This window comes from Pseudoalteromonas sp. L23 (assembly GCF_021728455.1).
GTDB lineage: Bacteria > Pseudomonadota > Gammaproteobacteria > Enterobacterales > Alteromonadaceae > Pseudoalteromonas.
In genome coordinates, this window is sequence record NZ_JAKKCW010000003.1 from 221442 (window position 1) to 243606 (window position 22165).

General features: G+C 43.0%; 17 protein-coding genes. 12 read left to right on the top strand and 5 right to left on the bottom strand.

Annotated elements, in window-relative coordinates; genetic code table 11:
• The first annotated feature begins 1 nt into the window (after position 1).
• From malQ to rluF, 10 genes are all read left to right on the top strand, one after another.
• On the top strand, positions 2-1981 hold the full coding sequence (gene malQ / locus L3V43_RS07595) for a 4-alpha-glucanotransferase (protein ID WP_235367348.1): 1980 nt from the start codon (positions 2-4) through the stop codon (positions 1979-1981).
• Positions 1982-4222, top strand: coding sequence for a 1,4-alpha-glucan branching protein GlgB (gene glgB / locus L3V43_RS07600; protein WP_237116305.1), 2241 nt, complete (start codon positions 1982-1984; stop codon positions 4220-4222).
• The gene (gene glgX / locus L3V43_RS07605) at positions 4216-6267 is read left to right on the top strand and encodes a glycogen debranching protein GlgX (protein WP_235367346.1); all 2052 of its coding nucleotides are present in this window, start codon (positions 4216-4218) and stop codon (positions 6265-6267) included. Before glgB ends, glgX begins: the two co-directional genes overlap by 7 nt.
• Complete coding sequence (locus L3V43_RS07610) at positions 6260-8743, top strand: glycogen/starch/alpha-glucan phosphorylase (RefSeq protein ID WP_102058041.1); 2484 nt, start codon at positions 6260-6262, stop codon at positions 8741-8743. Before glgX ends, L3V43_RS07610 begins: the two co-directional genes overlap by 8 nt.
• Before the next feature lie 32 nt (positions 8744-8775).
• Positions 8776-10050, top strand: a complete 1275-nt coding sequence (gene glgC / locus L3V43_RS07615; RefSeq protein WP_010372983.1) for a glucose-1-phosphate adenylyltransferase — start codon at positions 8776-8778, stop codon at positions 10048-10050.
• Positions 10051-10066: 16 nt separating this feature from the next.
• A complete protein-coding gene (locus L3V43_RS07620) occupies positions 10067-11602 on the top strand; it encodes a glycogen/starch synthase (protein ID WP_237116304.1) in 1536 nt (511 codons plus the stop codon).
• Positions 11603-11860: 258 nt separating this feature from the next.
• Positions 11861-13078, top strand: a complete 1218-nt coding sequence (locus tag L3V43_RS07625; protein ID WP_237116303.1) for an HDOD domain-containing protein — start codon at positions 11861-11863, stop codon at positions 13076-13078.
• Complete coding sequence (locus L3V43_RS07630; RefSeq protein WP_235367344.1) at positions 13078-14175, top strand: DUF418 domain-containing protein; 1098 nt, start codon at positions 13078-13080, stop codon at positions 14173-14175. Before L3V43_RS07625 ends, L3V43_RS07630 begins: the two co-directional genes overlap by 1 nt.
• Entirely contained in the window at positions 14168-15241 is a 1074-nt protein-coding gene (locus L3V43_RS07635; protein WP_102058044.1) for an ABC transporter substrate-binding protein, read from the top strand. The genes L3V43_RS07630 and L3V43_RS07635 overlap by 8 nt, the downstream gene beginning before the upstream one ends.
• A gap of 65 nt (positions 15242-15306) precedes the next feature.
• Complete coding sequence (gene rluF / locus L3V43_RS07640; protein WP_237116302.1) at positions 15307-16293, top strand: 23S rRNA pseudouridine(2604) synthase RluF; 987 nt, start codon at positions 15307-15309, stop codon at positions 16291-16293.
• A 124-nt stretch (positions 16294-16417) separates the two neighbouring features.
• Here rluF and minE read toward each other — a convergent pair whose 3' ends face one another.
• From minE to minC, 3 genes are read right to left on the bottom strand one after another with little or no spacing between them, the layout of a single operon-like run.
• Entirely contained in the window at positions 16418-16678 is a 261-nt protein-coding gene (gene minE, locus L3V43_RS07645) for a cell division topological specificity factor MinE (RefSeq protein ID WP_010372964.1), read from the bottom strand.
• Position 16679: 1 nt separating this feature from the next.
• Positions 16680-17489, bottom strand: coding sequence for a septum site-determining protein MinD (gene minD, locus L3V43_RS07650; protein ID WP_237116301.1), 810 nt, complete (start codon positions 17487-17489; stop codon positions 16680-16682).
• A 5-nt stretch (positions 17490-17494) separates the two neighbouring features.
• Entirely contained in the window at positions 17495-18199 is a 705-nt protein-coding gene (gene minC / locus L3V43_RS07655; RefSeq protein WP_010372958.1) for a septum site-determining protein MinC, read from the bottom strand.
• A gap of 135 nt (positions 18200-18334) precedes the next feature.
• Between minC and L3V43_RS07660 the strand changes: the two genes are divergently transcribed.
• Positions 18335-18616: a YcgL domain-containing protein gene (locus L3V43_RS07660; RefSeq protein ID WP_010372955.1), complete on the top strand. Its 282-nt coding sequence runs from the start codon at positions 18335-18337 to the stop codon at positions 18614-18616.
• Entirely contained in the window at positions 18613-19629 is a 1017-nt protein-coding gene (locus L3V43_RS07665; protein ID WP_237116300.1) for a lytic murein transglycosylase, read from the top strand. The genes L3V43_RS07660 and L3V43_RS07665 overlap by 4 nt, the downstream gene beginning before the upstream one ends.
• A gap of 195 nt (positions 19630-19824) precedes the next feature.
• On the opposite strand, the gene L3V43_RS07670 is transcribed toward L3V43_RS07665, so the two are convergent.
• Together L3V43_RS07670 and L3V43_RS07675 are read right to left on the bottom strand one after the other, a co-directional pair.
• Entirely contained in the window at positions 19825-20823 is a 999-nt protein-coding gene (locus tag L3V43_RS07670; RefSeq protein WP_010372949.1) for a cytochrome d ubiquinol oxidase subunit II, read from the bottom strand.
• Positions 20816-22162 carry a cytochrome ubiquinol oxidase subunit I gene (locus tag L3V43_RS07675; RefSeq protein WP_039495168.1) on the bottom strand — a complete coding sequence of 449 codons (1347 nt, stop codon included), beginning with the start codon at positions 22160-22162 and terminating at the stop codon, positions 20816-20818. The genes L3V43_RS07670 and L3V43_RS07675 overlap by 8 nt, the downstream gene beginning before the upstream one ends.
• Between the last annotated feature and the right edge of the window lie 3 nt (positions 22163-22165).

Below are 22165 nucleotides of genomic sequence, written 5' to 3' on the forward strand. Positions count from 1 at the left end.
AATGGACAACATTGCTCAGCTTCTTTATCTCTATGGTATTGGTTATGAGTACCATAAATACACGGGTGATCATGTGGTATTTGATCACCAAACTCGTCTACAGGCATTGCAGGAGTGCGGTGTTGATGTCAGCAATCTAGATGAAATAAATACACTCAATTTTGAGCTGGATATTGCTAAGTGGTTAACGCCAGTTGAAGCCATTTCTTTGGTTTGCAAAGAGATGCCAACTATTACGATAAGAGTGGATGCCGGCCTGCAAATTAACGAATTAACTGTGTCGATCCCCGCATTGGGTTATTGCTGTGTTTGCGATCCAAACAAGCAAGTAGTGATTGGGGATTACCGCTATCAAGATACACGCTATGTTCAACTTGAAGTGCCAATAAACGCGATTGAAGTCGGTTATCATAGCGCTGAGGTAATGTTAAATGGTGCGCGGTTCGAGACAGAACTTTGGGTGACGCCTAGACAGTGTTATGACCCGATTGAACAACATAAGAAGCTCCTTGGATTGTCTATTCAGCTATATTCGTTAAAGCCTGCTGGCAACAAGCTAAGTGCGGATTTTTATGAGCTAAAGCAATTAGTTGAGGCTAGCGCAGCTGAAGGGGTTGACTACATTTTGTTAAACCCACTGCATTTGCTGTTTGTTGATGAACCAGAAAAAGCGAGCCCGTACAGCCCAAATGACCGCCGCCTACTGCACCCTTTTTACATTTCTATAGAGCTTTTGTGTGAACAATTTGGCTTAGATGTGAGTGTATTCGCCAGCTATTTAAACGTCTCAAAGAGTAACTTGAACGCGACATATCTTGATATGACTCACTGTATGGAAACTAAGCTTAACGCGTTACGTTTTGCGTGGCAGTTATTGTGTGAACAAACTGGAACGTGGTGTGCAGACTTTAATCGATTTTGCCAGGCTAAGCAGCAAGAGCTTAAGGCATTTGAGGACGATGACTTCGCTAAATTTTTACAATGGCTTGCGTTTGAACAATTAACGCAATGCCAGTCTTCGGCACTGAATGCTGGTATGGCTGTAGGTTTAATCAATGATTTAGCCGTTGGTTGTGCTGACGGCTCAAGTGAATACAACAGCAATAAAAATTTGTATGCCGAACATGCTCGCGTGGGCGCGCCTCCAGACCCTTGGGCAGAGCTCGGTCAAAACTGGGGGTTACCAGCGTTAAACCCCGTTAAGTTAAAAGCGCAGCGCTTTGCATTTTTTAAACAGCTGATCCAAGCGAACATCACCGGTGTTGGGGCATTAAGAATTGACCATGTGATGGGCCTAAGAAGGTTGTGGTGGTGCTTTTATCAAGATCAGCAGCAAACAGGTTGCTATGTATATTATCCATTTGAGTACCTTTTAGCGATCCTCAAAATTGAGTCTGTCAAACATCAAGTGATGATCATTGGTGAAGATTTAGGGGTTGTTCCAATCGAAATCAAAGAAGCAATGTCTGAGTCTCATATATACAGCAATATTCTTTTTTACTTCGAGAAGGATTATCACGGTCAGTTTTTAGCACCTACGCACTATAAGCACAATGCGTTACTCATGGTTGCTAACCATGACGTCCCGCCATTTTTTGGCTGGTGGAGCCATGATGACCTTAGGTTGAAACGCGAATATCAGTTATTGAGCGAACCCCAACTAACAAAAGCGGATGAAGAGCGAACATCCGAGCGAGAGAAGCTTTGTCATTGGCTTAGTCGCTATGGTGAGGTAAGTGTCAGCCTTGCGAGCGAAGCCCGTGATGTGTATCAGTCGCTTATCAATGTGCTCGCCAAGTCGCCTGCAAAAATGCTGACAATTCAGTTTGATGACCTCGACGAACAGAAGTTACCAGTGAACATTCCTGGTACTGACCAAGAGTATCCAAACTGGAGAAGGCGACTTAATCAGACATCAGCGGAAATTATTGCAAGCTCTCGGCCGCTGATCCGAGATGCGGTAACCAGCAGGAAAGAATAGATGAATACAAGAGCAAAAATAGAAGACGCCCAAGTAGATGACTACATCAGTCAATTAGCCGCTTTGGAAGCCGGTAAGTGTCGCGACCCATTTGCCTTTTTAGGGCTACACCAGCTAGATGCGAAGCGCTCAGTCGTGCGCTGTTTTATTCCTGGTGCGACAGAAGTTAAGGTGCTTACCAACAATAGCAGTTATGCGCTTGAACGGTTTCGCAAAAGTGCGCTATTCACATTAGATTTTAAAGCGGATGACATCAGCAAAGATTACCTGCTTGAAGTGCACTACCCAGAGCAAACTGTCACTGGGAGGGATGTATATAGTTTTGAAAGTTGCTTGGCTGATGATGCTTTGTACTTATTCAATGAAGGAACACAAGCCCAAGCTTATTTGCATTTAGGATCACATCAATTAGAAATAGAGGGTGTAATTGGGTTTCGATTTGGTGTTTGGGCGCCAAATGCGTTGTCTGTTTCTGTGATAGGTGAGTTTAATCATTGGCAGGCCGTGCAGCATCCAATGCGATTACATCCAGCCAGTGGTGTATGGGAGCTTTTTATTCCGGCACTGGAGGTTGACTGCTGCTATAAATTTGCAATCACCACATTTGAGGGGGAGCGCATAGAAAAGGCTGACCCTTTTGCATTTAAAATGGAACAAGCACCGGGTACGGCGAGTATAACTCAGGCTCGACCTGCGGCTTTCACATTGAGCCAAGCTGATCATGATAAAAAGGCGCTGCGTAATAAAATCAATGCACCCATTAGTATTTATGAAGTGCATTTGGGCTCTTGGAAGCGCCGAGAGAAAGACGGTAATCGCTATCTTACGTATCGAGAATTAGCGGATGACCTTATCCCTTATGTAAAGGCACTAGGATTTACCCATTTGCAACTGATGCCTATCAGTGAATATCCTTTTGATGGCTCCTGGGGTTATCAACCAGTGGGGTTATTCTCGCCAACCAGTCGCTTTGGTGGCGTGGAGGATTTTGCTTACTTCGTTGAGTGCTGTCATCGTGAAGAGCTCGGATTACTTATCGACTGGGTACCGGGACATTTCCCATCAGATCCCCATGGTTTACATAAATTTGATGGTACGCATTTATTTGAACATGCTGATAAGCGGCAAGGATTTCACCCAGATTGGAATACCTATATTTTTAACTACGACCGCGCTGAAGTAAAAAGCTTTTTGCTGTCGAATGCGATGTATTGGATAAAAGAATACGCCATCGATGGTTTACGAGTTGATGCCGTGGCATCGATGCTTTACCTGGATTACAGCCGAAAACATGGGGAATGGGTGCCAAATCAATACGGCGGCCGTGAAAACCTAGGTGCAATTGAGTGCCTCAAATCAGTCAATACCAAATGCTATGGCGTTGATGAAGGTATTATGATGGTCGCTGAAGAATCCACAGCTTGGCCCGGTGTTACTCGCAGTGTTGAACACGATGGTTTGGGTTTTGGTTATAAGTGGAATATGGGGTGGATGAATGACACGCTAAACTATATGTCCAAAGACCCAATTCATCGCAAGTACCATCACCATGAAATGACCTTTTCGATGGTGTATGCCTATTCTGAAAATTACATCTTGCCATTAAGTCACGATGAAGTGGTACATGGCAAAGGTGCGCTACTGAGCAAAATGCCAGGAGACGATTGGCAGCAATTCGCTAATTTACGTGCCTACTATGGCTTTATGTTTGCCCACCCAGGTAAAAAGTTGCTGTTCATGGGCGCTGAACTTGCCCCCCGAGAGGAGTGGGATCATAACCAACAACTCAACTGGAAGTTGCTTGAAAGTGAAGCACATCAAGGCGTCTACAAGTGTGTCAAAGCGCTCAATACGACCTATAAATCAACGCCGCAATTATTTGAGTGTGATAGCAAATCAACAGGATTTAATTGGATTGATGGGGGGAACGCTGAGCAAAGCATATTTAGTTTTGTACGCTACGGACAAGATGGTGTTACACCGCTGGTGGTGATCGCAAACTTTACGCCACAAACTCATTTTCAATTCCGCTTAGGCGTGCCGTCAGCGGGTGTGTATCAAGTTATCTTAAACACGGATGACAAAGCGTTTTGGGGGAGCGGCGTTGGAGTCGTTGCACATAAACAACAACTCATTGAGTCGAAAAACATAGCAAGCCATGGCCTTGAGCAAAGTATCGATATAACCGTTCCGCCTCTGGCAACCGTGTATTTGCAGCTGATCTCTGGTGGCACATGCTAACCAGTTATCGCGGCGATCATCAATTATTGGGTGCAACAGCCAGTAATAAAGGCGTTAACTTTTGTGTTTATGCACCGAAAGCAAAACGCGTAACCCTGTGTCTGTTTGACAAAAGCGGCCATAGCGAAGTGAATCGGATAGGGATGTTCAGGCATGAAGGCGGAAATTGGTCACTGTTTATCGAGGGAGCACAAGTCGGAGACTTATATGGCTATCGTGTAGACGGAGAGTATTGCGCGGAAAAAGGCCTGCTTTTCAATGCCAATAAGTTACTCTTAGACCCATATTGCCGCGACTTTTTTGGTGAGTTTACTTGGAGTGAACGGCATTTTTGCCATTTGCCAGTGGGCCATTTAAACCCATCTGATAACGCCTGTGATATGCCAAAGAGTAAAGTGACGGCGATTGAGAAGTATCAAGGGAAGCGACCGAAGACTCCGTGGAGTAAAACGGTGATCTATGAATGTCATGTTAAAGGGGCAACTGTTAGGCACCCAGATATTCCAACTAAACACCAAGGAAAATATTTAGGGATTGCTGAACAAACCTTTATCGATCACCTCAAGCATATTGGTGTTACTGCGATTGAGCTGCTACCTGTGCATGCGTTTATCAACGAGCAATTTCTTACGACCAAAGGACTAAAAAATTACTGGGGATATAACAGCCTCAACTTTTTTACGCCACACAAAAGTTATCTCGTTAACGACGACATCAACGAATTTAAGGTAATGGTAGAGCGACTCCATCAAGCCGGCATTGAGGTTATTTTGGATGTGGTGTTTAACCATACTGCGGAAGGTGGTTTGGATGGCCCGACAATTAGCTTTAAAGGGTTTGATAACCTGACTTATTACAGCACCTTGCCGAGTAAGCCCAATGTCTACATTAATGACACTGGTTGTGGAAACACAATGAATATCTCGAATCCAGTGGTATTAAGACTTGTCTTGGACAGCTTGCGCTATTGGGTGGAATACATGGGGGTGGATGGTTTTCGCTTTGATTTGGCGACCATCCTTGCTCGTCAAGCCTCGGGATTTTCAAATCAACATGCATTTTTGCAAGCGATCCATCAAGACCCAGTACTTAGCAAAGTAAAACTGATTGCCGAGCCTTGGGATATTGGTCCTGGTGGGTATCAACTTGGGCAATTTCCTTCTCCTTGGCGTGAGTGGAATGATAAATATCGAGATACCGTTAGGCGCTTTTGGCGTGGCGATGAGGGAGTATTGCCAGAGCTTGCGATGCGTATTCATGGCTCCAGTGATCTGTTTGAACATAACTTACGGGGCCCTTTGAACTCCATAAACTTTCTTACCAGTCATGACGGCTTCTCATTGTTTGATTGGACGGCTTACGAGCATAAACACAATGAAGCAAACGGCGAGGCAAATAGAGACGGCCACAGTGAAAACTTTTCATTTAATTGTGGGGTAGAAGGATTCAGTGCCGATCCTCAAATCAATGAATTGCGTCTCAGTATGCAGAAAAATGCATTACTCACTTTGTTTTTATCCAAAGGGATCCCGATGATTTGTGCGGGAACCGAAATGGCACATACGCAAAGTGGCAACAATAATGCTTACTGCCAAGACAACTGCACTAGCTGGCTGGCATGGAAAAACCACCAGCAACACCATACTTTAACTTTTTTTATCCAAGATTTACTTGCCCTTCGAAGGCAATTTGCCGCGTTTTCTCACTCATTTTATGTCCATGACAGTGACAGTCGTTTTGCGGTGAATTGGTTTAATGAACAAGCAAAGCCGTTATCGCCTGAACAATGGCGAGAGCCGAGCCGCAAATGGTTGAGTTACACCATTACTGATCAGCAGTTAGGGCAAAGCTTATTGATAATATTGAACGCCAGTGAAAGTGCATTGCAAATAAAGCTGCCATTTAGTGCATTTTCATCTCATTGGCAGCAAGCAATCACCACCGCGGTTGAGCCGCAAAGACCAGAGTTAGATTCTTATTTACAGGTTCCAGCTAAGTCAGCATGGATATTTACATCAATCAAAGGGGATGAAAAGCATGGCTAATAAAAGTGCGCCAGTATGCGTGGTAAAACATTGGCAGGATGCACCAAAGATAGATGAAAACACCTTGAGTGATGATTTGACTCGTCACTTTTACTACACCTTAGGTCGAGACAAAGTAGGAGAGTCGCGACTGTATTTGTACCATGCATTAGCCTTGACCATTCGTGACCGATTAGTCGCCCGTTGCCGAGCAACCAAAGAGCACATAAAGAGTAAAAAGACGCGTAAAGCAGCTTATCTCTCGCTGGAATTTTTAATGGGTAGAGCACTGTCTAATGCGGTGTTAAATCTAGACTTAGAAGAACAAGTTCAAGCGGCATTACAAGAATACTGTACTGAGCTTGAAGAGGTCGCGCAGGCTGAACATGATGCAGGTCTTGGTAATGGTGGTTTAGGCCGCCTTGCAGCTTGTTTTTTGGATAGCTGTGCTTCATTAGCCCTTCCTGTTGTTGGTTACGGTTTACGTTACGAATTTGGGATGTTTAACCAAACCTGTGAACAGGGTCACCAAGTAGAGCAGCCTGATAACTGGCTCCGTGAAGGCCATCCATGGGAGCTTGCCGCACCAGAACAAGCCCGCAGAGTTAAGTTTTTTGGTCATGTTGAAGTACATACCGACAAAAATGGTAGGCAGCATCATGAATGGCTTGATACGCAAGATATTCTCGCGGTGCCTTACGACGTTCCTGTGCCTGGATATCGTAATGAGGTGGTAAACACATTAAGACTATGGAAATCAGAGGCGACCGATGAGTTTGACCTCAACGAATTTAACGCCGGTAGTTATTCAGAAGCGGTGGCGAAAAAGAATCTCGCTGAGCAGATAACGATGGTGCTATACCCCAATGATGCCAGTGAAAATGGCAAAGAACTGAGATTAAGGCAGCAGTACTTTTTATCCAGCGCGAGCTTGCAAGACGTGATTGCAACTTGGGTTGAGCAATATGGCGATGATTTCAGTGATTTTGCGGATTATCACGTATTCCAACTCAATGATACCCATCCCAGTATTGCCGTAGCAGAGTTAATGCGCATTCTATTAGATGATTACGAGCTGGAATGGGATGCCGCATGGAAGATAACGACATCAACCATGGCATATACCAATCATACTTTATTGCCTGAAGCATTAGAGCGCTGGTCTGTGAGTTTATTTGAGCGCTTGTTACCAAGGTTGCTAGAAATTATCTATGAGATCAATGCCCGCTTTTTGTCGGAAGTTGCACTTAAATGGCCCGGCGATATCGAAAAGCAGCGCGCGCTGTCACTCATTGAGGAGTCCAGTCATCCTCAAATTCGCATGGCGTACCTTGCGATTGTAGGTAGTTATTCTGTCAATGGTGTTGCTGCACTTCATACCGAGTTATTAAAAGCTGGCTTGTTTAACGATTTCTATCAACTGTGCCCAGAGAAGTTTAATAATAAAACCAACGGTGTGACGCCAAGGCGTTGGTTATCGCATTGTAATCCAGAACTGGCGCAACTGATTAGCGGAAAAATTGGCGACGGATGGCAAGCTGATTTTTCTAAAATTAGTGAACTACGTCGTTTTTATGATAATCACGCCTTCCAAAAGCAGTGGCTAACAGTCAAACAAAACAACAAACAACGTCTTGCTGAGCTAATTGCTCATGAATGTCAGGTAGAGTTTGACCCAACTATGATGTTTGATGTTCAAGTCAAGCGAATTCATGAATACAAACGTCAGTTACTTAACGTATTGCACGTTATCCATCTTTACGATCGGATCTGTCGTGGCGATGTGGCAGAGCTTGTTCCTCGTTGTGTACTGTTTGGAGGTAAGGCTGCACCCGGTTATTACATGGCGAAGAAGATCATTAAATTAATCAATAATGTTGCCAATGTTATCAACAATGACCCCACGGCGAGGCCCTATCTTCGAGTGGCTTTCATGCCCAATTACAATGTCTCAAAAATGGAAGTGATTTGTCCTGCAACAGACTTATCAGAGCAGATATCAACTGCTGGAAAAGAAGCCTCTGGCACAGGCAATATGAAGTTTATGATGAACGGCGCGATCACCATAGGTACCTTAGATGGTGCAAATATTGAAATACGAGAATGCGTTGGTGCAGACAATTTTTACTTATTTGGTGTAACTGCTGAACAAGCACAGCAAGTGCGTCAAAATTATCAGCCCCTTAAGATAATAGAAAGCAACAATGACCTTAAACGTGTTATGGCTTTGCTCGAAAGTGGGCACTTTAACCTATTTGAGCCTAATATCTTTGATGACGTAATCAACTCAATTAAGAGTAGTACCGATCCTTGGTTAGTGGCACAAGATTTTCCTTCCTATGTTGAGAGCCAGGAGCATGCGGCTCAAGCATATAAAGACAAGGAACATTGGCTGCGCATGAGTATTCTCAATACCGCAGCAAGTGGAAAATTTTCTAGCGATAGAACAATTCAAGATTACAGCGATGATATTTGGCGCTTGAGCCCAATGCAGTAGTCACCGCAAAAAAGTTATGGAGAGAAGAAATAATGCCTAATTATGCGAATCGTTATATTAGTACCCTCACTCGAGAAACATATGCTTTGATACTTGCGGGTGGAAGAGGTTCGCGCCTTCACGAACTCACCAATTGGCGAGCGAAACCCGCTGTTTATTTTGGCGGTAAACATCGAATTATCGATTTTCCACTGTCTAACTGCATTAACTCAGGGATCCGTCGGGTTGGCATTGCTACGCAGTATAAGTCGCACTCGCTTATTCGCCATGTTAATCGCGCATGGGGACACTTTAAAAAGGAGCTGGGAGAATCTGTAGAAATATTGCCAGCATCACAGCGATATGGTGATGAGTGGTACTGCGGCACAGCCGATGCAGTTTTCCAGAATATGGATATTATTCGTCATGAGCTTCCCAAGTACGTTATGATCTTATCGGGTGATCATGTTTACAGAATGGATTACGGTGGCTTACTTGCAAAGCACGTTGAGACAGGTGCAGATATGACCGTATGTTGTATTGAAGTGCCTTGTGAAGAAGCAGCGAAAACGTTTGGTGTAATGACTGTGGATGAAAGCAACCGTGTGCGTCGCTTTGATGAAAAGCCGGTAGATCCGACGTCAATCCCTGGAAAGCCAGGTGTATGTTTGGCGTCTATGGGGAACTATGTGTTTAACACTGAGTTTTTATTCGAGCAGTTAAAAAAGGATGCGGAACGAGAAGGGTCTGGTCGTGACTTTGGTCATGATATTATCCCATCCATCATAGAAGAGCATAATGTATATGCGTATCCATTTTGCGACCCATCACATGAAGGGCAGCCATATTGGCGAGATGTAGGGACGCTTGATTCATTCTGGGAAGCAAATATGGAGCTGGTTTCTCCTGAACCACAACTTGATCTCTATGATCCTCATTGGCCAATTTGGACTTATCAGGAACAGCTACCACCAGCTAAATTTATATTTGATGATGATGATAGACGCGGTATGGCCGTAGACTCGACGGTTTCTGGTGGCTGTATTATTTCTGGTTCTAAAGTTAAGCGTTCATTGCTGTTTTCCAATGTGCATGTTCACTCGTATTGTGAAATTGAAGGAGCCGTTGTGTTGCCTGGTGCCAAAATCGGGCGTAACTGCAAAATCAAAAACGCAATCATTGACCGCAGTTGTCAAATACCAGAGGGGATGACAATTGGTTACGATACTGACCTAGACAAAGAGAATGGCTTTAGAGTGTCGAATAAGGGGATCGTATTGGTGACCCGAGATATGCTCGCAGAGCTTGCGGAAAAAAATAATAAATGATCCATGTAGAGGTACTATGCATGTAATTTTAGTGGCAGCCGAAAACGATCGGTTGCCAAATTGTAAGGTGGGGGGCGTCGCAGATGTAATACGCGACGTACCTTATGCATTGGCGCAGCTTGGCATTAAAGTATCGGTGGTCACACCCGATTATGGCCAAGCTGCTTTAAATCGAAACTTAGTCGCTGATATTGCGGTCCCTTTTCGTCAACACCTAGAAACGGCGACTCTTTGGTCTGTTGAAGAAAGTGACAATGTCGCTCAGTATGTCATTTCACACTCATTGTTTAGTGAGCATCACGGCGCTATTTACTGTAATGATCCTCACCAGCCCTTTGCGACAGATGCAAATCGATTTGCGTTTTTTAGTGCGGCAGTTGCTGAACTTATTGAACATGAGTTGATAGCTGAGATAGATGTTGTACACCTGCATGACTGGCACGCTGCTGTCGTTGCTGTACTTCGTCAGTTTAGTCCAAGATTCAAACGCTTAAAGGCGCTAAGGACAGTCTATACGGTGCATAACCTTGCGCTTCAAGGGATCCGGCCTTTTAATCATGACTTTTCCAGCCTTGAGTCTTGGTTTCCGACACTCACCTATGATGGACTCAGTATTTGCGATCCTAAATATCCTCACTGTTTTAATCCTATGCGAGCGGCTATTAATCTTTCAGACAAAGTGCATGTTGTTTCTCCTAATTATGCCAAAGAAGTGATGATCCCGAGTCATCCTGAGCTTGGTTTTTTTGGTGGCGAAGGGTTAGAAAGCGACATGCAGCATGCGTCTCATGAAGGACGGTTAGCAGGTATTTTAAACGGTTGTGTGTATGATGAGTCAGGTGACGAAGAGAATCTAATTTTTGCTGACTATTTGGCGCTTGCTGAGCAGCATGTGTTTCAATGGATGGCAAAATCTAGCCAAGTATTATCTCGGTTTTACATTGCTCATCAGCGCATACTCGCTTGGCGTGACGAAGCCTTTAGCGGCAAGCTAATTACAAGTGTTGGTCGTCTCACCGATCAAAAAGCACTTATTTTAAGACAGCCTACCCAATCAGGCATTGTGCTCGATGACATTGCAAAAATAGCCAAGCACCAAGGAGCACGTATTGTGATTGTAGGCTCTGGTGACCCAAGTCTTGAGCAGCTATTTACCGAAGTAATGGCACGCCATAACAATGTCTTGTTTTTAAATGGTTATGGTAAAGCACTCGGCGAGCAACTGTACCCATTAGGTGATTTGTTTTTAATGCCAAGCTCCTTTGAGCCTTGTGGTATCAGCCAAATGCTTGCGATGCGCGCTGGACAACCTTGTATCGTACATAAAGTGGGGGGATTATCTGATACGGTAAAACACAACGAAACCGGCTATTGCTTTGAAGGAGAAACGCTTGCTGAGCAAGGTAGTCAGTTTATTGCGATTTTTGAACTAGCACTCGCTGATCTGGTAGGGGATTGCGAAAAATATCAACAACTCAGGCTGCAAGCTCGTATGCAGCGCTTTGACTGGTCTGATGTTGCACAAAAATACTGCGAACAATTATATAGATAGAAAAAACGTAGTTAAAAAAATTTTCGCTTCTGTGTTAAGTATTTAGCAATTGGCTCAGTTGCTAAACAAAAAACTAGGTCAAAGGTATCAAAAGATAGCTTTGGCCTTTCTTTTTTGTCATTTTGCATTATCTTTTAAGCTATTATTTTGATTCTTAATAGCTTAGGTTGATTTTCTTTATCATCATAAAGGGTTAAAATCTAAAAATTGCTAAACCAAAAGTGCGATTGTTCACTTTAGGTACGAAGGAGTTTTTGTTTGAAGGTTTTTGTGGCCCGCCAAGCCATATTTAATCGTAAAAAACAAGTTGTTGCATACGAATTGTTGTTTCGCGATGGTGTAAAAAATAGCTTTCCAAATATTGCAGATGATGCAGCGACAGCCAAGCTGATAATGAATAATCAACTTAACCTCGGCATGCGATATCTCACTTCGGGAAAGAAAGCGCTAATTAATATTGGTCCAGACTCGTTACGTCAGGAGCTGTGTGAGTTTCTCCCAGCAAATGATGTGATCTTAGAACTATTGGAGACTATTCCGCCAACAAAACAAAATTATGAGCGGATAAGAGGCTTATTTCACAGCAACTTTAGACTCGCGTTAGACGATTTTGAATACTCAAAAGAATGGGAACCTTTCTTAAAGCTCGTAAGGTTGATTAAGTTCGACGTCATGGAAAACCCGCTGGACACTATAGTGCCAGTGATTGACATGATTAAAGAGCGAAAGAACATTAAACTACTTGCGGAAAAAGTCGAAACCGAAGAAGAATTCGAGCAAGCTAAAAAGATGGGATTTCAGTTCTTTCAAGGCTACTTCTTTGCAAAACCAAAAATGATTGAGCAAAAAGACATTACTATCAATTATGTGATAGTCATGCTCATTTATGAAGAAGCACTCAAACCGAATATGAGTATTACGCGATTAGCCGAGTTGTTTGCTCAGGACACTGCGCTTGCGTATAAACTGCTAAGGCTTATTAATTCCGGCGTATTTCCAATCAAAAGTCGTATCGAATCTTTAAAGCAAGCCCTGATATATTTAGGAAACGAGCGTGTAAAAAAGTTTGTAAACTTAATTATGACAGCCCACGTAGCCGAGGGAAAACCGACAGAATTAACACGCCTTTCTATCGTTCGTTCACGGTTTTGTGAACTTATCGCACAGCAAATATCGCCAGGGCTTGCCAATATGAGCTTTATGACAGGGTTATTTTCTCTGCTTGATGCCATTCTTGACAGGCCAATGGAGCAGGTTGTAAACAAGCTACCTTTTCCTGAGCAACTCCATGATGCTTTGATAGGCAAACCCAACACACTATATTATATTTTAAATATCGTTAGAGCCTATGAGTCTGGAAGCTGGTGGACTCTGCAGGATGCGTGCAGTTATTTAAACTATAAAGACGAAAACCTTCCTGATTTTCATGCCGCTGCGATAAACTGGGCTGATATGTATAAAAACCGTGTGTATTGATGAATAGAATTATTGCGATGGATGCGATCCGCGGGTTCGCGCTGCTTGGCTTGCTTTCCATGAATATGGTACATATGGCCAATTTTGAGTTGGGTTATGTACCAGCTCAAACTGCCCACTATCTTGATCCGTTCTTCGCAATGGTTAACAATATTTTCTTTGATGGTCGATTCAGAACCTTATTTGCCATGTTATTTGGGGCGGCATTGTGCATTCAGGTAGCAAAGACGGATGATCAGAGGCTTGCAAGACATCGACTAACATGGTTAATGGTTTTCGGTGTGTTACACGGCGTGTTGGTTTGGCCTGGAGATATTTTATTTAATTATGCGTTGAGTGGATTTGTAGCACTACGATTTATAGATGCGAGCGACAAAAAGCTAAACCGCTATGCGATAGGATTCATTTTAGTCCCTTCTATTGCTATCAGCTTATTGCTATTAATTGATCCAGAACCACAAATAAATAGAACTTCAGAAGTCTACCTCGAGTTTTTGCAGCAAATTCCAGCAAACTACTTAGAACTACTCACCCTTAATGGCCTGTACTTTATCATTATTAGTTTGCTTATCCCGGTTATTACTTTGTGGTATACCGCCGGGTTAATGCTACTTGGTATGCGTTTATATCGAAGTGGAATGTTTGATTTAGAGCGTACTGAACCTGTTCATAAAATTAATTTGTTTGCCGTTGTAGCCATTATTTTGTCATTTGTAGGCTTTGTTCTTGAGCGTAAGCTAGGCGTCGAGTTTTTTGAAGGAATAGATTGGATCCTTGCGATACCCGTTGCGTTGTTTTATGTCGTTGTAATTAAGGCGGCAATGCGAGGTGCAAAACGTCAACTTTGGAGTTTACAATGTGTTGGGCGCCTAGCGCTGTCGTTTTATCTTCTCCAGTCAATTGTGTTTGTAAGCTATTTTTACTTTATAAACCCGAACGCTATCAGCACTTGGGAGCGGGTGGATTATTTCTCGGCATTTGTAATTGCGTCTATAATTCAATTAGCCCTTGCGTCTATTTATTTTAAGTTGTTTAAGCAAGGCCCATTTGAGAAGTTATTGAAGTTGCTAGTAATACGAAGAGCCCGCTATGATTAAAAAAGTACTAATTGGGGTAGTGCTATGGATGGTGTGTTTTAGTGTTGATGCTAAACAGTCTTTAAATGTCTTGTTTGTTAATCCTTCTGTGCCTGGTGAACCATTTTGGCAGCGCGTCCAAGGCATTACAGAAGCGGCAGCGGATCAATTCGATATTAGATTAGATGTGATCTATGGAGAAGGAAACCGAATTATACAGCTCGCTGAGCTTAAAAAATATTTGAGTTATCGTGCTACTCCCGACTATGTCATCCTCATTAATTATCCTGGTGGTGCCGAAGAAAGCCTAAAGCTTTTAGAAAAATATGGGATCAATCATATTACTTTAGAAGAAACGATTTCGGGCCCTGAAAGGCAGGCGATAGGTAATCCAAAAGAACACTATAAGTATTGGCTTGGGGAAGTACATCATGATAATGACCAAGCCGGTTACGATCTGGCAAAGAAACTATACCAACAGGCTAAAACTAACGGTCATGAGACAATTTACCCTATTGCTATCAATGGTCACTATGGCACAGAGTCAGATATTAGAAGCAACGGTGCAAAGCGCTTTTTTGATGAAGTTGGCGTGGTGGTTCAGCAAACTGTCTACGCCGGGTGGTCAAAAGAACAAGCGCTTGATAAGACTAAGAAATTGTTGCACCGCTATCCAAAAACAAACCTTATTTGGTGTGCGTCAGATTTGATGGCGATGGGAGCTATCACCGCAGCTGCATCAAGCGCTTCACAAATAGTGTTTGGTGGGTTTGATTGGTTGTCGGATACTTTTGAGCTTATTGAACATAATGAGATGCAAGCATCCGTTGGCGGGCACTTTATGATGGGGGCTTGGGCGTTGATTTCGGTGTACGATCATTATTATGGGCACCCTTTTTGGAAGGATAACACTGAACTTGCGTTTGATTTAACTGTGATCACCAAGGAAAATCTAGCTGACTATTACTGGATAAAGTCAGCGAAAAACTGGCAATCTATTGATTACAAGGCAATGAGTCTTAGAGGAAAGCCTAAAGAGCAGTATCATTTTTCTCCTGAGCTATTAAGAAAAAGTTTGCAAAAGTAGAAATGCAGTAGTGTAAAGCGGTTGAAGCGATTACAATACGGGTTTTTACTCAAAGTGGTTGTATCGTGACAGAGCAAAAGCGCCTCAATAAATACATCAGTGAAACAGGATTCTGCAGTCGTCGAGAAGCTGATGACTTAATCGCCTCAGGTCGTGTCAAAGTAAATGGAATTCTACCAGAAATGGGCACCAAAGTGTCTGATGCTGACACTATCATCATTGATGGTAAGCCTCTGAAAGCAAAGCCAAAGGCTGTATTTATTGCTTATAATAAACCTGTTGGTGTAACTTGTACCACCGAGCGTAAAATCAGAAGCAATATTGTCAGTGCAATCAACTATCCTGAGCGTATTTTCCCTATTGGTCGCTTAGACCGTCCATCCGAAGGATTAATTTTCTTGACCAACCAAGGCGATATGGTCAATAAAATCCTTCGCGCCGGCAATAACCATGAAAAAGAGTATGAGGTTGTGGTCGATAGGCCTATTGATGAGCGCTTTGTAAAACGTATGTCCTCTGGTGTTCCAATCCTTGGCACCGTCACAAAGCCTTGTAAAGTTCGTAAAACCGGGGCTAAGTCATTTACCATTGTATTGACCCAAGGCTTAAATCGTCAAATTCGCAGAATGTGTGAATATCTAGGATTTGAAGTAACACACCTTAAACGTATTCGGATAATGAATATCGATCTAACTGGCCTTAGCTCTGGTAAGTGGCGTCACCTTAACGAAAACGAAATGCGAGCGATTAATCACGCAACAGAGTCATCGAGTAAAACGCAAGAAGCATCAGCGGGTGCTGGTGCGGGAAAACAGCATGATAAGCCTAGAAGTGAAGTTAGTGAGGTTGGTCGTCCAAAGCAAGATAGGCGAGCGCATAACAGCAAAGATCGAACAACTGAACTCGACAACCAAAATAGCGTTAAGCCTAAGCCAAAAACGCGAAATGGTGAACAAAATCACAGTCACAACAAACGTAAGTCAAGCCCAAAGCCCAATGCTAAGCCTGCAAAAAGGGTCAAAGGTACTTTGTCCTTAAATAAGAATAAGTGACCTGAAGTTCGGAAATTAAGCAAAGAGTAGGGCAATGTAAAGCCCCTTGACAGCTTAATTAGAATGGGCAAAACGAAATAAATAAGGGCTATAGAAATAGCCCTTATTACATTTACTCAAACTGTTACTTTTCATCATCAGGTAGAGTAACGTTCAATTCTAATACTGCTAAGTCATCCTCGTTTTGTTCAAACTGGACGTTGACAGCATCCGAATCTACTTTCACATATTTACGAATAACATCGAGGATATCTTGCTTAAGTTGTGGTAAGTAGTCAGGTGTACCACGCTTTGAGCGTTCGTGCGCAACGATGATTTGCAGTCGCTCTTTCGCTAATGATGCGCTATTTTTTTTCTCAGAACGAAAATAATCTAGTAATGACACCTTACCCTCCAAAGATCCGTTTGAAGATACCTTTCTTCTCAACTTGTAAGAAGCGGAAATCAACGACTTCACCTAATAAGCGGTTAATTGCATCGCTGTATGCTTGGCCTGCATCAGACTCTTGGTCTAAGATAACCGGTTGACCTGAGTTCGACGCATTAAGTACTGCTTTTGATTCAGGTATTACACCTAGTAAGTCAATCGCTAGAATTTCTTTTACATCGTCTACCGACAACATTTCACCGCTATCTACCCGCTCTGGGTTATAACGTGTAAGCAATAGGTGTTCCTTAACCGGCTCTAGGCCCATTTCAGCGCGCTTCGACTTGCTTTGTAGAATACCTAAAATACGGTCTGAGTCACGAACGGATGAAACTTCAGGGTTAGTTGCTACCACGGCTTCATCAGCGAAGTACAATGCCATCATTGCGCCAGCCTCAATACCTGCAGGGGAATCACAAATGATGAAATCAAATTCTTCTTTCATCTCATTTAGCACATGTTCAACCCCTTCTCGAGTGAGGGCGTCTTTATCACGAGTCTGAGAAGCTGGAAGAATATAAAGTTTTTCAACGCGCTTATCTTTAATCAATGCTTGATTTAGGTTTGCTTCACCGTTGATAACGTTGACAAAATCATAAACAACGCGACGCTCGCATCCCATGATTAAGTCGAGGTTTCTAAGACCAATATCAAAATCGACAATGGCTGTTTTATAACCCTTTAGCGCTAAGCCAGTACCAATTGCTGCACTTGACGTTGTCTTACCAACACCGCCTTTACCTGAAGTTACGACAATAATTTTTGCCATCTGATTTATCCTTTGACCAAAGCTGTAATTTTTAATGATTCGTCTTGTTGTGTTATTTGAGCAGCTTGACCCCAGTGTTCACCTTGCAGCGAATCACTGATCCAATAACTCCCGTTTATAGACACCAGCTCAGCTTCTAAGCGCTGACAGAATATACTCGTGTCTTCTTGGCCTTGCGCACCTGCGATTGCACGACCACGTAAAGTACCGTAAATGTGCACGTTACCATCGGCGATAACTTCTGCACCATGACTTACAGCACCTAGCACGATCAGATCACGGTCTTTAGCATAAATTTGCTGACCACTACGTACCGTTCCGTTCACAATTTGAGCAGGAAGATAAACTTGTTTTTCTACTACTTCTGCTGCTTGAGATTGTGATGGGGTACTCGGTTGCACATCCCTTGAATAGTTTAGTACAGAAAACCCGGCTTCTTTGGCTAAGTCGTGCTGACTTTGAGTACCGCTACACACACCCACTGGATTGAGCTGTAAATCGACCAGTGTTTGCTTTAACTCTTTGAATTCTACAGTTTGCTCCTGAACATCAGCTAAATTAACCACAATTGGTGCACCTTGAAAAAATTTAGGCGCTTGCGAAATTTTGCTATCAAGATCTTGCCTTAACTTGGTCAGATCTAAAGAAAACAACTGCAGCACAGAGAGTGTAAATAGATTTCCTTTTAGTTCGAATGTTTGATTTGCCATATGTACTCAAATTTCTGTTACAACCGCCGCTAAAGCCTTATCTAGCTGACTTTAGCGCGTAGTAAAACTTTCCACAACTTACTAATAGCATGGTATAGTGACCGCCCATGATTAGCAAGAATTTATAGGCTTATAATGCTCACTGCCATATACAAAAGTCCAAAAAAAGCGGATACCTATCTTTTTGTAACTAAAAGAGATGATTTTTCCAATGTCCCTGCACCGTTAATGGAAACTTTCGGCACTCCTATCTATGTCATGATCATTGACCTTGCGAGAAGAACAAAATTGGGAATTGCTGATCTTGAAACGGTTAAGCAAAAATTAACTGACGATGGGTTTTACTTGCAACTTCCACCGCATACAGAAAGCTTGCTTGATGAATTTAGAAAGCAAAACGGAGTAACAGATTCGTGATAAAAAAAATTTCCCTACTAGTAGCCTCAGTTTGCTTGTCCACATCAGTCTTTGCTAACACTCAAGCGAAGTTTGATGAATACCTCAAAAACTTAAAACAAGAAGCGGTTGACAAGGGCTATACACAACAACTAGTTGATGAGGCTTTTGCAACAGCAGTATTTAAGGAAAAGGTGATTAAGGCTGATAAGTCCCAGCCAGAAATTGTCGAAACACTAGAAACTTATTTACCCAAGCGCGTCCCTGAATGGAAAATCCAACAGGCTCGCAAACTCTACAAAGAACACCAAGAATCTTTAGAAAAAATAGCAAAAGAATATGGCGTACAGGCACGGTTTATTGTTGCCCTGTGGGGCCTTGAAAGCAACTTTGGTCGTATTCAAGGCGGCTATCCAGTCATTAGTGCGTTAGTGACGCTTGCTTTTGATGGTCGTCGAGAAGCTTTGTATAAAAGACAGTTGTGGGCTGCGCTAGATATTTTAAGAGATGGTCACATCGGTCTGGATGATTTCAAAGGATCGTGGGCAGGAGCAATGGGTCAAACTCAGTTTATGCCAACTTCATTTACGTCTTATGCTGTCGATTATAATAAAGATGGTCGTAAGGACATTTGGACGACACAAGAAGATGCTTTTGCGTCAATAGCCAATTACCTGAAAAGTGTGGGCTGGAACGACGATCTCACTTGGGGTCGCCAAGTTAAGCTACCTGAAGGTTTTGACAATAGCTACATTTTAAAGCGTGGTACTAAAACGCACAGCGAATGGTTAAAAGAGTGGAGTAAATCAGAGCGTTCATTGCAGGAGTGGCAAGCGCTTGGTCTTCGTAGGATGGATGGCACTGACTTGCCAAAAGTGAATATCACAGCCGCTTTAGTGATGCCAGATGACGCCAATGGCCGGATGTACTTGGCTTATGACAATTACAAGGCTTTAATGAATTGGAATAGATCTTATTACTTTGCCTCAAGCGTTGGATATTTATCTGACAGAATAGGTTACCCAAAGATTTAGCCACAAAGTCAGACTTAGCCCGCTCGAATAGCGGGCTTTTTTATGCCTATTTATTGGATGATAAAGCTTGCTTCGCAGGCATTAGATTTGCAGTAAACAAAAAAGACATATAGCAAAGACGAGTAGTATTCATAAAGCAATAAAAAAGGCAGCGTCCAACTCGCTGCCTTTTGGTTGGGCTAATGTATGCAAGTGTCAATAGTAGGACAAAGGTTGAACCTTGCCCCAAAAGACTCGGTACGAAAATAGCGTATATGCAATTAAGGTCGGCACCACAATGACTACGCCATATAATAAGAAAGTAAGAGCCGATGCGTCAGCGACCGCTTCGAAGATGGTTAGCTTGCCTGGCACTACGAATGGGTAAAAGCTATAAACTAAGCCGAAGAAGCAAAGCACAAAGATAAATGCTGAAATCAGGAACGGTAACCAAGCACCATTATCCGGCGACTTTGGTAGTTTCTGTAACACAAGTTCTAAAATTACAAAGAGCGACAAGCAAATAATCGGGGCTGGTAATACGACTAAGGCCATCGGGAGGTCAAACCAACGCTCATAGATCCACTCATTAATCGCTGGGTTGATGATAGAAACGAGCAACACCCCAACAAAGGCTACTCTCGCAAATTTTTTGCACCAGCTAATCGCATCTTGCTGCAATTGCCCTTCACACTTCATAATTAGCCATGCTGAACCAATCAAGCCATACGCGCAGACAACGCCAATTCCACTAAAGACCGCAAATGCATGGGCAAGAGGGGTATTTTCAAAGCCTATGACATAAAGCCCCAGCATATACCCTTGCGCAAACGAGGTGAGTAGCGACCCAAATTTAAATACTTTGTCCCACCGCCTTTGGCGTTTAACTCTCGCTTTTGCTCTGAAATCAAAAGCGACACCACGCATAATTAAGCCAAAGAGTAAAAACACAACAGGAATGTAGAGCGCCTGCAAGATCATACTATGGGCTTGAGGAAATGCGATAAATGCGAGGCCTACAGCTAAAACTAACCACGTTTCATTAGCATCCCAAAATGGACCGATAGAGGCTATCATAGTGTCTGCGGTTTCTTTATCGTCCAGCGGGATCATCATGCCAACGCCAAGGTCGTAACCATCTAATATTGCATAAACAAGCACAGCGAGTGCCATCAAACCGGCATAGATGAGAGATAGATATTCCGGATTAAACACGAGTCACCTCCTCAGCAAATTCCTTCATGTCGTACTCTTCCACTTCTACAGACTTGCTAGCAGTGTGGAACAAAGTGCGAATATAAGCGTACAGTAAGATTGCATATATCGTCAGATAGCCAATGAGTGTAAATAAGACGTTTTCTGAGGCAATTGTTGTGACTGCATCTTCAACTCTTAAGATACCACTGACGATATAAGGTTGGCGGCCAATTTCTGTGACATACCAGCCTGCGAGGGTAGCCACCCAGCCTGAGAAAGTCATCGCAACAAGCGTTTTCAGTTGCCACTTCGGTAACTCGCCCTTTTTCCATAATGTAAAACGAGTGACAAACGCAACTAAGATCATCAGCATGCCCATCCCAACCATGATTCTAAAACCGAAAAAGACGGGCTTAACAGGTGGGTGTTCACCTTTAAATTCATTAAGCCCTTTAATTTCACCGTTAACGTCGTGGGTAAGAATAAAACTTGCCATGTTAGGAATACCGAGCGCAAAGTCGTTGCGTCTTTCTTCCTCATTCGGAATTGCGAATAATAGTAGTGGTGCACCTTTCTCTGTTTCCCAAACCCCTTCCATTGCTGCAATTTTTTGTGGTTGATGTTTTAGCGTATTTAGGCCATGCAAATCGCCAACGAAAGCCTGCAATGGAGTAAGCAGCGCCGCAACTGTTAACGCAACGGTTAGCGCTTTCTTGGGGGCATGTTTTTCATCGTTTTTCAGCATCCGATACGCACTGACACCAGCTATCAAAAATGAAGCCGTCAGCGCACTAGCTAATAACATATGGAAGAAGCGATAACCGAATGAAGGATTGAAAATAACTTCGAACCAGTCCGTGGGATATACGATACCGTCTCTAAGTTCAAAGCCTGTCGGGGTTTGCATCCAACTATTCAAAGACAGGATCCAAAATGCGGAAAGCGTTGTACCTATGGCGACGATAAAAGTGGCTAAAGTATGTATTTTAGGTGGTACGCGCTTCATGCCAAACAACATGATCCCTAAAAATGTTGCTTCCATAAAAAATGCGGTCAATACTTCATAACCGAGCAAGGGACCTGCAATATTGCCGACTTTCTCCATAAAGCCGGGCCAGTTTGTACCAAACTGGAACGACATGGTAATGCCGCTTACGACACCGAGTGCAAAGGTTAATGCAAAAATTTTGACCCAAAAGCGATAAGCTCTTAACCAAACCGGGTGTTCGGTTAGGTCATACTTGAGTTTAAAAAACGCCAGAAACCAAGCTAACGCGATGGTTATCGTGGGAAAGAGAATATGAAAACTAATATTTGCTGCGAATTGTATTCGCGACAACAACAACGTATCAAGCATGAC

Bases quoted from the DNA above. Each gene is read 5' to 3' on its own strand.
- minD (WP_237116301.1), bottom strand. From the start codon at position 17,489: ATGGCAAAAATTATTGTCGTAACTTCAGGTAAAGGCGGTGTTGGTAAG.
- glgX (WP_235367346.1), top strand. From the start codon at position 4,216: ATGCTAACCAGTTATCGCGGCGATCATCAATTATTGGGTGCAACAGCC.
- glgB (WP_237116305.1), top strand. From the start codon at position 1,982: ATGAATACAAGAGCAAAAATAGAAGACGCCCAAGTAGATGACTACATC.
- glgC (WP_010372983.1), top strand. From the start codon at position 8,776: ATGCCTAATTATGCGAATCGTTATATTAGTACCCTCACTCGAGAAACA.
- L3V43_RS07660 (WP_010372955.1), top strand. From the start codon at position 18,335: ATGCTCACTGCCATATACAAAAGTCCAAAAAAAGCGGATACCTATCTT.
- L3V43_RS07610 (WP_102058041.1), top strand. From the start codon at position 6,260: ATGGCTAATAAAAGTGCGCCAGTATGCGTGGTAAAACATTGGCAGGAT.
- L3V43_RS07635 (WP_102058044.1), top strand. From the start codon at position 14,168: ATGATTAAAAAAGTACTAATTGGGGTAGTGCTATGGATGGTGTGTTTT.
- L3V43_RS07630 (WP_235367344.1), top strand. From the start codon at position 13,078: ATGAATAGAATTATTGCGATGGATGCGATCCGCGGGTTCGCGCTGCTT.
- L3V43_RS07620 (WP_237116304.1), top strand. From the start codon at position 10,067: ATGCATGTAATTTTAGTGGCAGCCGAAAACGATCGGTTGCCAAATTGT.
- minC (WP_010372958.1), bottom strand. From the start codon at position 18,199: ATGGCAAATCAAACATTCGAACTAAAAGGAAATCTATTTACACTCTCT.
- L3V43_RS07675 (WP_039495168.1), bottom strand. From the start codon at position 22,162: ATGCTTGATACGTTGTTGTTGTCGCGAATACAATTCGCAGCAAATATT.
- malQ (WP_235367348.1), top strand. From the start codon at position 2: ATGGACAACATTGCTCAGCTTCTTTATCTCTATGGTATTGGTTATGAG.